Origin of the sequence: Roseovarius sp. M141 (assembly GCF_024355225.1) — a bacterium.
Taxonomy (GTDB): Bacteria; Pseudomonadota; Alphaproteobacteria; order Rhodobacterales; family Rhodobacteraceae; genus Roseovarius.
The window spans coordinates 42,251-54,956 of record NZ_VCNH01000002.1 but is presented as its reverse complement, the minus strand read 5'-3'; the positions used below and the strand labels follow the sequence as shown (position 1 = coordinate 54,956).

Genomic DNA, 12,706 nt, shown 5'->3' with positions numbered 1-12,706 from the left:
TAGCGATGAGCAAGACGATGGACGACAGCATCAAACGGTGGACGGCGAAGCGACAGATTTAACCAACAAGGCCTCACCGACCCATTAGCAAGCCGACGATGTCACTTCGGGCGTCAAGAAATGGGAACCCCCGAATATCTTGACCGAGGAACAAGTAGGCTGAGGTCGATGCCCCAACTATTAGCAAAACGATCAAACAAGGGGTAATACGCTGCCATGCCAACCGGACCGGATTGGGCCCGAGAACTTCGCGCAAAACGATCGACAGAGTCAGGTAAGTCGTACATAGCGCGAAAGAATCCCAGCGATGAACATCATGGCCAAAAGCCCTCATCGCAATCGGAGATAGTGCCGCCGCTGTCGCGAATACAATGGTAGTACTACCAGCTGCTCCTTGTTTCAAAGCAAGGAACGTCACAGCCAACAACGGAGCAAGCACTGGAAGGACGACTATTATGGAGTCGACATGTGCGATAGTATTGATCGTCCGCAACGTATGCTGCGATTCTATCGCTGGGATTGTCGAGAGCACTTGGAACGGCAAATCAATCAGTTCGAAATCGGCGCGTGCTTGAAGGGTTTCTCGAAGCATTTTGACCTCCTCTACACTGAGGATTCCATAATTTCCTACCCAATAGGTGAGACCAGCGTGGATCGCCACCACGATCGCCACTATGGGCAACGAGACCTTGAGTCCGAAAGACTTCAGCGTAAGATACATAGCAAAATACATCACCGGCATCACCATCACGATCGCCGCCTCGTGAACGAATATTGCTATGCCTCCCAAAAGAAGCACGGAAAGGATTCTGAATATAGCCCCGGTCGGGAGGACCGAAAGAAAGGCGAAGATCAGTAAGATATGGTCAAAATAGCCTGTCGTGCTGGCTAGAAACACAACACCGAAGCTAGACGTATAAAGCAAGACAATGAGAAACAACTCGGGATGGCTTCGGAGGATCTGAGCAGAGGTGGCAGCCAGCAGGAAAAGCAAGACTAGAAAAATTACCACCGAAACCAAGGCGATTGTCGCGTAAGATATAGGAGTATCTCCAGGGAACAGTATTGATCCGACGAGAGCTCGCTTAATAATCCCTTGATCATAATTGATGGCGAATAGGCCAGCAGGATATGGTATGGGAAACCTAATTGTCTTCATCGATGTGAAGATCAAGACGAAAACGACTAGAACGGTCAGCCTTAACCATGTCTGGTTTTCGCTTTTAGGGTAGCCATCCAATTCGATCACCATTATTTATTTAACTAAGCTAACTGTCATATCCCGTGACCTGTCCCCAAGGCTACCTCATTCATAACGAGAGTTTGCGGGTTTGCGCTACCTTTTCAATGCTTTAAGGCGCATCACAAGCCGTGATCTCTCGGGTCAGTCGTCTGTAAATCTCCCAATGGAGTGACGTAGCACAAATGACAAAATCTTCAGCGATCTTCTCACGCAACATGCCCTCCAACGGAATTGGTTGATCTGAATGGCGCAACATCACGATATCTGCTGCCGGCGCAAAAGGTCTATCGGCATCGAATTCTGGAGCAGACGCCCGTTCCCAAAGTGGGTAGCCAGGAACAGGGCGTGCCATCAACGCATACTCAAAGGTGACCCCATTGTTTGCAACGATGCCCCATTTTGTTGGGTCTCCCAACTGTTGCAATGCAGCGATCCCGTCAACGAGAGTATCATATTGCGTAACGTCCTCGGGCGCTCTGTCGGGGTAACTGAGGTAACCCATAAAAGGTCCTTGTGTGATCTGCATTGCCCCGCGCCTGCTTATGCCTTCGGCTGTTGTACCAATTAAATTCAAAAGATGCGGCACTACAAAAGCTAGCACAAGGCAAACTGTCACAAACTGAAACGTCTCACTTCTCGGTAGTACGGCATGTCGCGTAATTTCACTTACCCCCAAGGATATCATGACCGCAATGGGGATTGCCAACTGCCCAAGGTTACCGTTGCCACCCATTGTCGCCGTCAGCCCTGCGCCAGCCGCAGAAAAACCCAAAATTGCAATAACGAAACGTCCGAAACCGCGCACATACAAAAGGTAAATTAAACCACCGAAAGCCAAGCTTACGGCAATAGGTTGCGCAAGCGGAACCTGCACAGTTTTGCGAATAAGCCCTCCCAAATCATTATCGCTTCCAACATGCGCAAGCGCGTAGTCAAATGATCCAAGCATACGCCCTAACGTGGGATCAAAACATGCGAATACCAGCGCTGCGCCGCTCAAAACACCCACCATCGCCAGCCAACGGCCCTGTACCAACACGGCTAGCAAAAGCCCCACGGGCAAAATGACAAAGGTTGGTTTGGTCAAACAAACCAGCCCAGCGAGCGCCCCTGCAAGTATGGCGCCCCACATATCACGGATCAAGATTGGGGCGGGCAAGGCCACAAATAGTCCCAATATTAAAAAAATAGCCAACGCAAATCTATTGTAGAGGAACGAATGTGTAGAAACAACTTGCGTGATAGAGGTTTCATTTTCCAGCGGAAAACGGGTCAACAAAAGCGTTGACAACATGACGACAATCACAGCAAATCCAGCCCACGAAATTTGTGGCCGCAAAATTAAAAAAGCACAGGCGCTTAGAAATAAGGTCGCTAGAATCGTAAAGTAGTCAAAAACAAAAACACTATGACCAAACAGCGACATAGTCCCACTGATGCCTTGTGCCATGATCCCACCATAGAAGTGGCCAAAATCGACAGCAGGTATCAGTCCTTGATGTACACGCCAAGCTGCTCCTAAAAGAAACTGCGTATCTGCAAAGTGGTCGGTATCGTAAAATACGCCGAAGGCCGCATTCAGCAGAACGACCATCATAAACAGAGCTGTTATCGCGCTAAAGACTACTGTCGAGAATAGATCTAAACGCATAAAACGCTCCCTCATATTGCAAGCCTTATCACAGGTAGACTGAGATGCAGCAACTTCGAACGGTTCTATCTCCAATTTGGATGAAATTCTGCGGCGGCGTGCTTCAAGCATGGGGATTTGGGCCAGATCAGGCCGCTACGTCAAGGCCGATCATGGCGGTGGGGTGAGCCAAGGCTTCCCCAACCATCGACCTTTCGCATCTGGATGTACTGGATCTGGCCAGATGTCATCAGCGCCTAGTCACCCGGATCTGTAATTCGTTTCGTTGTCCTGATGTATATCAGGAGATGCTGCTATGGCGGGACGTGTGGCGGATGAGGTGGTCCTGAGCAATGAGGAACGAACCTTTCTGGAGGGGCAGGTGCGTCGGCCTCTACATGTCACCGCCGAACAGGGCTATCGTTTTGTGCCTAGACGGAAAATCCCAAAATCCCAAGTCCAGGCATTGGATCGCGAACAGGCCGTGCTGCTGTCCTCCCGGCAGATTGCCTCTCAATCACCTGCCGGACAGTGGATGGTACCGGGTGTCGCCGACCGCAGAACCCATACCTACATCCGCCACGGCACGACGTCGCTGTTTGCCGCGCTGGACATCGCCACGCTGACGGCATGGCGCACGGACAACAACACCGAACGCCCTCACTCGCGCCTTGGCTGGCAGACGCTTGCTGAGTTCGCCCAGACCTTCACCCCGCAACGGGGCCTGCCGCTACGCAATTCGCAAAGCTCCGCGCCTGCCCCCGTTGCTCAACCCGCCGAAATCGGCAAAACTCAGGCTCTGTGTCTCGCTCACGCTGGATGAAAGTTGGGTGCAACGTCACGGAAGGTGGACCGGGGACTCTTTTTTGCCGTTCTGCGACCTTGAGGCGGCGGGATTGAATGAACGCGTAGGCGAGGCTTTGTTACAACAAAGCCTGGCGGAGACCATCGCGGAACTCGAACCCTTCGATGATGTCGGGCAGGCGTTTCTGGCCGTCGAGTTTGCGCCATTTACCCTGCACCGACATCATCAGCTTGAGCGCCATGGCCAGCCCGGCCTTGCGGCTGAGGCAGCCCTTGGTGCGTTTCGGGCGGTGTCAAGCAGTTGCGAATGCGATAAAACGCTTCAGACGCAGCGCCGCCTCTTTCTGGGCGGGGGGTCCTCGTTCGGATCGGTTTTTGAGGCTTGGGCCGGTTGCTTGTTCAAAGTGCGCGGACGCCTGATTGACGCTTGCGGGCTGGGTGGCTCGGACACGTCTTTGGGGTCCGAGACCTCAACCGCCTTGCCAACATGTGGCTGGCGCAACGCCTCGCTGGCATGGATATAGCGCCCGGCCAAGGCGCCCGCGATAAGCCAGGTAAGCGGCCGAAGTGCGGAGTTTGGCAGCAGGTCGACCAAGTTTGCAGTCAGGACCACCGCAAGCCCCGCCGTCGCTAGCGATATATCAAGCGTGCGACGCCTTAGGGCCAGAAGCAGAATTGGCACAGTCAGAAGACCGAAGTTTGCTATATACCCCAGCCAGCCGGAGGTTCCGATGATGATGATCCATACGCCATCGGTCACGCTGAGGGCTTCGCCGGTTATTTTGTCAAATATTCCGTTGCGGCCCCAACTTCCCCATCCTAGCAGGGGCTTTTCGTTGGCTTTTGCCAGAAGGCTGTCCTCGTGATCGAAGCGGAACTGCAGGGATTGCGCTCGCTCTGCGCTGCGTTCCAGTGAAAAGGCGTGGATCTCCTCGGTGGGGATGTACCCTGCTCCGCGCAGCATGGGATAGAGCAGCACCACCACTGCCAGGATCGCACATAGCAGCAGCTGCGCCCGCACACCTGTCAGAAGTATGAATGGCAACAGCGCGAGTGCGATCACCAGGGCACCAACGCTCTTGGCCAGAACAAGCGTCATTATCAGCCAGCACAGGCAGAACAACCAAGGGCCGGACTTCCCGACTCCCGCCTTGAGATGCCGCCAAAGGGCCCCTGTCGCCAGAATGGTCATCGACAGCAAGATCCCCAGAGACAGCCCGTGATCCATAAAAACCAGCGGGCGGAATCCCCCCGCGCGCATATGTTGAAGAAAGGAACTTGTGGTGAACCCATAGAGCATACGGTTGAGTTGTGGACTCATCCGCACCTCCCACAGCGCCAGCAGCGAATAGGCCATCAGTGCAATACACATGACCTTCAGGATCGTGACATGGCTTTCTGGGGTTTTCAAAAGCCACAGGCCGAGCAGGAACGGCAGAATGTTGATCAAGGCCGCTCCGATCGTCGACAGCGCGTCATAGGGGCGCAATCCCGGAATGAACGTGGGCCCCGCGATAATCGGGTCGGCATTGTTAAAAACCGTCAGCATCGGGGCGATGATCAGCAACACCAGCAGTATTCCAAGAATGACCCTGGCCCGCGATTTGCGCCCCCACGTAGCGGTGCGTTGCCGTGTGCCTGCAGCGGTTGGAAATCCCAAGGCCTGACGCTCGGCGCGGATCTTCAACCAAGCCATCAGCCCGACCGACAGCGACGTCAATTCGTATTTCGTGATCGTTGGAACGGCTGGCAGGTCGAACCCCATGCGCGCGGGGATCATGATATAGCCCAGCAGCATTGACCACACGATCGCCGGAACCAACGGCTGCTTGCGAAAGATGATATAGACCACGAGTGGCCAAGTATAAAAGACAAGGAAGGCAATCGCGTTGGGCATGACGGCTTAAAACATTCCAAGCAGGGGGTGGGCCAGCAAAAAGGTCATGAGCGTACAAAACATCCCATTGTTGCGCCGCATGCCCGATCATTCAGCCACAGGTATATTGCGAACCGCCCCGCCGTGGTTGCCATCATCCCTATCAGGGCGGACAAGGCTGCGCTTGTGCAGAGTGCCGTCGTGTGTTCCGTTTTCGATATGCAGTGATGGGCAGACAAGACTGCATAACAAAGCCTTTGGCAATTTTGATGCAACAAGAATGACCAAAACCTCCGAGCCAAAGACGGATGCTGGCAACACCTCCTACGGACCTCGTGCGGCAGTGTCCGGGCAGGAAACCCCTGTTGTCGCGTTGCATCAGGCCCCGCCAACATGACCGGGCTGCCGCTCAGGGTGCTGGAACCGCCTGTCATGATACCCGCCCCGCAAGGCGGTGCGAAAGGCGCGCGCCGAGACAGCTGATATCGGCAGGTTCCATTCCAGCCATAACCGCCATAGGACGCCCGAGGCGGTCGAATCAGCGGATGTGACAAAATGACCGGATAGAGATCGTTTTTCGGCAAGATCGTCAAAAACGGCGAAAACAGAACGGCATCGGCGGAATTAATCATTTGTTTAGAATCGTTACGGCATAGTCTCGCCTAGTCAGGCGGTTCTATACATTTTTGCTTTGATGACCGGCGGCGCCCGTGTTTCCTCTGATGGCGTTGATTGAAAAACTGAACCAACACGGGATGCCTATTGCTATGCGGCAAGAATGCGACATGGCGGACTACGCGGATGGGTGCCACTCGACGGGCGGCACCTTGTTGCTGCGATCCATCTTTGGCGGGGTTATCTTTGGAACCACCGCTAACATCATCATGTTGATATCTGGTTATTCCTTCTGGGTAGGCCTGCTGTGCCACAGTGTTTTCGGTGCTTTTGGCATGGCTCTTGTGCTGTCTCTCAGCCTCGTGACAAAGCTGCCGACAGGCGGGTTTTCATTGAACGGAACGGCCGCGCAGATGAAGCGCGTTGCGGTCGCCATGTCGGGCCGCTCGCGCGGGTGATCACTCCGGCAAAGTCGCCAGCATATCCCGGGCTTCATCCAACTGCGCCACCCGTGATCCATCACCAAGCGTAATCGCCCGTGCCAGCGCCTTGCGCGCCTCGGCCGGACGCTCCAGCGCCGCCAGTGTCATTCCAAGATGGAAATGCGTCAGGGAATCGTCCGGCAGGCCCCGCGCCGCAGGTTCCAGATAGGATAGCGCCTCGCGATACTGACCGCGGCGATAGGAAATCCAGCCCAGAGTGTCCTGATACTGTGGCACATCGCTGCCACGCAGACGGGCGGCAATGGCGCTGGCACGCGCGATGCTGTCGGCATCGTCGCGCTCCGAGATGATCAGGCTGGCGAGGTTGTTGGCCAGAATCGTGTTGCTGCTGTCTTTGGCATAAAGCCGTTCGTAGATGGCGATCGCCCCGTCGAAATCACCCTGTGCCTCAAGGCGCCCGGCCTTGATCATGTTTGGGGTCGAGGCATCGGGCGCGGCGCTTAGCATCTGGTCCAGCAGGGCATCGGCGTCGCCCTCGCGGCCCGTCGACATCAGCAGCGCATAGAGATTGCTAAACACCTGCACGTTGCCCGGAAAATCATCCAGCAAGGCGCGATAGACGGCTTCGGCGGCGGGCAGATCTTCCATCAGAACCAGAATGCCGGCCTGCAAGAAGCGCAATGTCGGATCGCCCGGCTGCTCGCTTAACTGATCGTTCACGAAGGCGCGCGCGTCGGTCAGGTGGCCGGTGCGGATCTGTGCCGCGACCATCTGCGCTGTGGCGGTCGCGCTGGTGGCCCCGCCCGCTGTCATCTTTTGCAAAAAGGCCGTGACATCCTCGTAGCGCCCCTGTCGTTTCAGCAGATCAACTTCGAGTCCGTCGGCAATTCCGTTCGCCAGCGGGCTGTTCTGGGCGCGCAGACGCCAAATGGTCCGCTTGGCGCTGCTCCAAGCATTCCGGTCCAAGTGAATTTCAGCCATTAGCGTCAGAAGCTCGACATTGCGGGGAGCGACGTTCAGCGCATTCGCGATCACAGTTTGGGCAGCATCGATCCGGCGGCGTTCCAGCAGGAACCGGGCGTAGTGTATGGAGGGTGCCGCCGCCCGTTCCGAAATATCGACGGCCAGCGCATAGCGTTCGCCCGCCAGGGCGAGATCGCCCGCGCGGTTATGTGCATCGCCCAGAAGCGTGACCAGGGCAATATCGCGCGGCGCCTGCGCCAGCGCTTGGCGCAAGGTAGAGATCGCGGCGTCCGGATCATCGGCGGCAATCAATTGCTCTGCGCTCATCTTCAGGGCTTGGACATGGCCGGCATCCTCGGCCAGAACGTCGGCGACCAGCGTGTTCGCCTCTGCCTGCGCGCCTTCAGCCTGCAGCATCTGGGCGAGGACGATCTTGAAATCCCGCGTCTCGTCCGACGCCGTGCCGTTGGCGATAATGTCTTTCATCTCGGCAATAGCGGCGTCTGCCTGATCGAGCGTGAACAGACTGGATGCCCGCAGCATGCGGTAGGTGCCATCGCCAGGTGTATCGGCGATCAGATGCTCCAGCTCGGCAATGGCGGCTTTGGGGCCTTGGGTCTGACGCAGAAAATCAACCAGCAGGATTTTCTGATCCTGCCCCGCATCCGGCGCGGCGGCCAGACGGCGCAGATAATCCTCTGCGGCGGGCAGGTCACCTTGGGCGATATACCAGTCGATCAGTTCCTGCCGCACCCGTGGGATATCGGGAAACTGTGCGGCCATCTCCTCCAGCGCCGCCTGCGTGCCTGCCGTATCTTTCATGCCGCCCAAAAGACGGACGCGAATGACATGAAGCCCCTGCCGCGTCGGATCGATCGCAAGGCCAGCCTCGACATTGGTCAGCGCCACCGCGATGTCGCCCTTGAAGATGTTGTTGTCGATGACAACCCCGCGGGCGATGTCGTTGGCGGGATCGTCCTGCAAAACCTTCTGGGCTATTTCGGCGGCCGCGGCCCGGGCGGCATCGTCCTTGGCTATCGCGCCAGCGCGGTAATCAAGCATCGCGGTGACGGCTATCACCGCCGGATCGGCCGGTTGCAGCGCCGCTGCGGCCCGCCCGTAGGTTTCGGCGTCTTCCCAATCTGCGCTGAGGATCGCGATCTCGGACAGGGCGATCAGCGCGGGCGCATTTTCCGGCTGCTGCTCTGCCAAATGCCGGTAGTGGCCATAGGCATCGGCCAACGCGCCGCGCGCGCGCTGCGTATCGGCATAGGCCAGCCGCGCCTCTATATGGTTGGGATCAGCGGCAAAGACATTGCGGAACTCGATCAACGCCTGATCGACTTGGCCCGTCTCAAGCAAGGCCAGACCGGACTGGTAATGGCGCGCCGCGCGTTCTTCGGCGCTTTCGCAGGCCGCAAGAGCAAGGAAACACAGCAGGATCAGTTTGGGAAACAGGCGAGGCATGGACAGGAAGGCCCTTCAATGGCGCGGGTGTCATTCCACGCCATCTATACAGTGCAACGCCGTTAGGGAAGTTCGCAAAGTGTCAGTAAAAGTGTCAGTAACCGGTTCCGCCAATTACGACACTGACAGTCGCCCACAGAATCTTGACGTCGGTCGCAAGCGATATCTTGCGGGAATACTCCGTGTCGAAGGTTGCGCGTGCCGCGAATGTGGACTTGTTGCGGTCCGAAATCTGCCAGAGGCCGGTCAGGCCCGGACGCATTTCGAAATAGGCTTTGCCGGGGTAGATGTCCTTTTGGTCGGGCATCATCGGGCGCGGACCGACCAGGCTCATATCGCCCTTCAGCACGTTCCACAACTGCGGCAACTCATCGATCGAGGTCTTGCGCAGCAGGTGGCCAAGGGGAATGATGCGCGGATCGTTCTTGAGCTTTTGCGTCGTGTGCCATTCCTCGGCAATATCGGCATCGCTCGCGATCAGTTCTGCCAGCTTCTGCTTGGCATCGGGGACCATCGTGCGGAATTTCCAGATTCTAAAGCTGCGCCCGCCCCGCCCGACACGGTCCTGGCAGTAAAACGCGCCAGCGCCGTCGCGGGCCACAAGCAGCCCCACAACCAGCAGGATCGGGATGAGAAAGGGCAGCGCAAACAGGATAAGCAGAACGTCCAGCGCGCGCTTCAAGCCATCAGCGTATATCGTTGACTGGGATGCCGAGGCAGAGTCGAAGCGTGTCGCAAAAGGCAGGTCGGAATGGGCGCCCCTGCTGGAGATAGGTTTATCAAACATCTTAAAAAATCTCACGACTGGTAAAATAGGTAAATTGCGACAGGATTTCGGGTCGTCTATCCGGGCGACCTGCAGCAGCAGGTATTCAGGTATTCATGTTAATTCGTCGGCTGTACTGAAGTAGACCGTAGATATTTAGCAGTAAAATAGCAATAAAATTGCGCTACCTATGTAATATACACGCTAAGGGTGCAAGATACGTTTGTAAACAACAATGAAATCAAATGACTGCTTCGAAGCGTGCCCCAGTGGGCCTGCTTCTCCAGATCGCAACGATTCGACATGTTGCGTGCGGCCCGCCGGGGGTGTCAGAGTTGGCCCTGATGATCCCGGCGCAAGGGCGCCGGGGCGGGGCCTTGGCCCCGGCAATTCAGCATACAAGCCTTGACCCCGGGGATCAGGCATGTCTTTTGCCTATGGATGCGACGGGCGCTATCATCGACTGGATCCATTGGATCGCACAGACCCGGATCGAGATATCGGCGGCACCATCCATGAGCAACACACCTGATCTATACACCCAGCATTTCGGCCTGAAAGAACGGCCTTTTTCGCTGCTTCCGGATCCGGACTTCCTGTTCTGGGCCAAAGATCACGCGCGCGCCTATACGATGCTGGAATATGGCGTGCTGACCCGCGCGCCGATCACGCTGATCACCGGCGAAGTCGGGGCGGGCAAGACCACGTTGCTGCAGCACCTGTTGCGTAACCTTGAAAGCGATCTGACGGTGGGCCTTGTGTCCAACGCGCATGGCGATCGGGGCGAACTATTGCGCTGGGTGCTGATGGCGCTGGATCAGACTCCGGATCCGGGGGCCAACTACGTCGATCTCTTTGCCGCTTTTCAGGCGTTTCAGATCGCGGAATACGCACGCGGGCGACGGGTGGTGCTGATTTTCGACGAGGCCCAGAACATGTCCCGCGAGTCACTGGAAGAGCTGCGGATGTTCACCAACATCAACTCCAACAAGGACGAGTTGCTGCAACTTATCCTGATCGGCCAGCCGGAACTGCGCGACATGATCCGCCGTCCCGACATGAAACAATTCGCACAGCGCGTCGCCGCCAGCTTTCATCTGTCAAATATGGACGCTGCGACCGTGGGTCGCTATATCCGCCATCGCATGCAAGTCGCCGGCGCGACAAAGGACCTGTTCAGCGACGCCGCGGCCGACCTGGTGTATCAGGCAACAGGCGGCGTTCCCCGGCTGGTGAACCAGCTTTGCGATCTGTCAATGGTTTACGCCTACACAGGTGACCATCAGGATGTGCAGGCCGCAACGGTACAGGCGGTTTTGGACGATGGCATCTTTTTCGGGCATATAGACCAGAACACTCACGAAGGCTCTTCTGAATGATCGACGAAGTAAAGTTCTACCTGTCCCTGTTCCGGCGGCGGTTCCATTATTTCATTCTGGTCTTCACCGTCTTTGTCACGGCCGGAGCGACCTTGGCCCTGACCCTGCCAAAGGTATACCGCGCACAGGCCCGGCTGCTGGTGGAATCCCCGCAGATCCCGGATGATCTGGCCGCATCTACCGTGCGCGCCGGTTCGTCCGAATTGCTGCAGATCATCCAGCAACGGCTGCTGACACGGGCAAATCTGCTGGACATCGCCCGCCGGTTCAACGTCTACGACGATACTCCGAAAATGAGCGCGAACGACATCGTTGACGACGTACGCCGCCGGATCCGGTTTGATATTCCCCACGACAGGAACGGCACCGGTCTGGTCCTGATCTCGTTCGAGGCCTCATCGGCTGTTGTTTCCGCCGAAGTCACCAACGAGTTGCTGACGCAGGTCCTCCAACAGAACGTTGAGCTGCGTACCGAAGTCACGGGCCAGACTCTGGATTTTTTTGAACAAGAGGTGAGCCGACTCAACGCCGAATTGGGCCAGCAAGGCGCCCGCATTCTCGAATTCAAACTGGCGAACAAGGACACCTTGCCCGAAAGCCTGGAATATCGCCGCACGAGGGTGCTGACGTTGCAGGAACGCATCCTGCAGATCAATCGCGAATTTGCCTCTCTGACTGAACGGCGGGCCCGCCTGCAGGAGTTGTTCGAACAGACCGGTCGGATCGACCTGAGCGAGGCCAGCATGTCGCCCGCGCAGCGCCAGTTGCGCCAGCTGCAGAACGAGTTGGCCTCGGCCCGAGTGATCTATTCGCCCGAAAACCCGCGCATCAAATCGCTGCAGACGCGGGTCGAGGCGTTGGAGCAATCCGCCAAGTCGCCGGTCGGGCCCGGTGGTGGCAGTGAACTGTTAACGGCCTACGATTTGCAGATTTCGGATATCGACGCGCAGATCACCTTTCTTGCCGATCAGAAGGCCCTGGTCGAATCCGAACTGGAGACGCTGATCGCCTCGATCGAAGCGACCCCCGAAAACGCCATCACGCTCGGCACGCTTGAGCGGGATTACGAAAACCTGCGCACCCAGTTCAATCAGGCAACCGAAGGCCTGGGCGAGGCGCGTACCGGCGACCGGATCGAGGCGCTGTCAAAGGGCCAGCGGATTGTCGTGATCGAACAGGCGAGCGTGCCGGGATCGCCATCGGCTCCGAACCGGAAACTGATCGCCGCCGGCGCGGTCGCGGGGGGGGCTGCGGCCGGTCTGGGGCTGATTTTTCTGCTGGAGCTGCTGAACCAGTCCATCCGTCGACCGATCGAATTGACCAATGCCCTGGGCATCCAGCCTTATGCGACCCTGCCCTACACGACGACACCGGGGCAGATTCTCAGGCGCCGCCTGATCATTACCGTCATCCTACTGTGCATTGTGGTGGGCCTGCCGCTTATGCTGTATCTGCTGCACACGATGGTCGTACCGATCGATGTCCTCATCGAAAAGCTGCGCAACGCGAAGGGATCATAG

Annotated in this window: 8 protein-coding genes and 2 pseudogenes; 4 read left to right on the top strand and 6 right to left on the bottom strand. The window is 57.1% G+C overall.

Annotated elements, in window-relative coordinates:
- Positions 1-73: 73 nt before the first annotated feature.
- Together FGD77_RS01510 and FGD77_RS01505 are read right to left on the bottom strand one after the other, a co-directional pair.
- Entirely contained in the window at positions 74-1,252 is a 1,179-nt protein-coding gene (locus tag FGD77_RS01510) for a hypothetical protein (protein WP_255005760.1), read from the bottom strand.
- 100 nt (positions 1,253-1,352) lie between these two features.
- Positions 1,353-2,894, bottom strand: a complete 1,542-nt coding sequence (locus tag FGD77_RS01505; protein WP_255005759.1) for a glycosyltransferase family 39 protein — start codon at positions 2,892-2,894, stop codon at positions 1,353-1,355.
- A 365-nt stretch (positions 2,895-3,259) separates the two neighbouring features.
- On the opposite strand from FGD77_RS01505, the pseudogene FGD77_RS01500 reads away from it, so the two are divergent.
- Positions 3,260-3,492, top strand: a pseudogene (locus FGD77_RS01500) (hypothetical protein); the annotation flags it as partial.
- 304 nt (positions 3,493-3,796) lie between these two features.
- Here FGD77_RS01500 and FGD77_RS01495 read toward each other — a convergent pair.
- Positions 3,797-3,985: pseudogene (locus FGD77_RS01495) on the bottom strand (IS256 family transposase); the annotation flags it as partial.
- A 14-nt stretch (positions 3,986-3,999) separates the two neighbouring features.
- Positions 4,000-5,442 (bottom strand): O-antigen ligase, encoded by a 1,443-nt coding sequence (locus FGD77_RS01490; RefSeq protein ID WP_255005758.1) that lies wholly within the window; start codon positions 5,440-5,442, stop codon positions 4,000-4,002.
- An 896-nt stretch (positions 5,443-6,338) separates the two neighbouring features.
- Here FGD77_RS01490 and FGD77_RS01485 point away from each other — a divergent pair.
- Complete coding sequence (locus FGD77_RS01485; protein WP_255005757.1) at positions 6,339-6,626, top strand: hypothetical protein; 288 nt, start codon at positions 6,339-6,341, stop codon at positions 6,624-6,626.
- On the opposite strand, the gene FGD77_RS01480 is transcribed toward FGD77_RS01485, so the two are convergent.
- On the bottom strand, positions 6,627-9,041 hold the full coding sequence (locus tag FGD77_RS01480; protein WP_255005755.1) for a tetratricopeptide repeat protein: 2,415 nt from the start codon (positions 9,039-9,041) through the stop codon (positions 6,627-6,629).
- 94 nt (positions 9,042-9,135) lie between these two features.
- Positions 9,136-9,723: a sugar transferase gene (locus FGD77_RS01475; protein ID WP_255005754.1), complete on the bottom strand. Its 588-nt coding sequence runs from the start codon at positions 9,721-9,723 to the stop codon at positions 9,136-9,138.
- 599 nt (positions 9,724-10,322) lie between these two features.
- On the opposite strand from FGD77_RS01475, the gene FGD77_RS01470 reads away from it, so the two are divergent.
- Entirely contained in the window at positions 10,323-11,186 is an 864-nt protein-coding gene (locus FGD77_RS01470) for an ExeA family protein (RefSeq protein WP_255005753.1), read from the top strand.
- A gap of 92 nt (positions 11,187-11,278) precedes the next feature.
- A complete protein-coding gene (locus FGD77_RS01465) occupies positions 11,279-12,706 on the top strand; it encodes a lipopolysaccharide biosynthesis protein (protein ID WP_255005750.1) in 1,428 nt (475 codons plus the stop codon).

Coding starts and splice junctions, on each gene's coding strand:
- FGD77_RS01510 (WP_255005760.1), bottom strand. CDS start 1,252: ATGGTGATCGAATTGGATGGCTACCCTAAAAGCGAAAACCAGACATGG.
- FGD77_RS01505 (WP_255005759.1), bottom strand. CDS start 2,894: ATGCGTTTAGATCTATTCTCGACAGTAGTCTTTAGCGCGATAACAGCT.
- FGD77_RS01490 (WP_255005758.1), bottom strand. CDS start 5,442: ATGGGGTTCGACCTGCCAGCCGTTCCAACGATCACGAAATACGAATTG.
- FGD77_RS01485 (WP_255005757.1), top strand. CDS start 6,339: ATGGCGGACTACGCGGATGGGTGCCACTCGACGGGCGGCACCTTGTTG.
- FGD77_RS01480 (WP_255005755.1), bottom strand. CDS start 9,041: ATGCCTCGCCTGTTTCCCAAACTGATCCTGCTGTGTTTCCTTGCTCTT.
- FGD77_RS01470 (WP_255005753.1), top strand. CDS start 10,323: ATGAGCAACACACCTGATCTATACACCCAGCATTTCGGCCTGAAAGAA.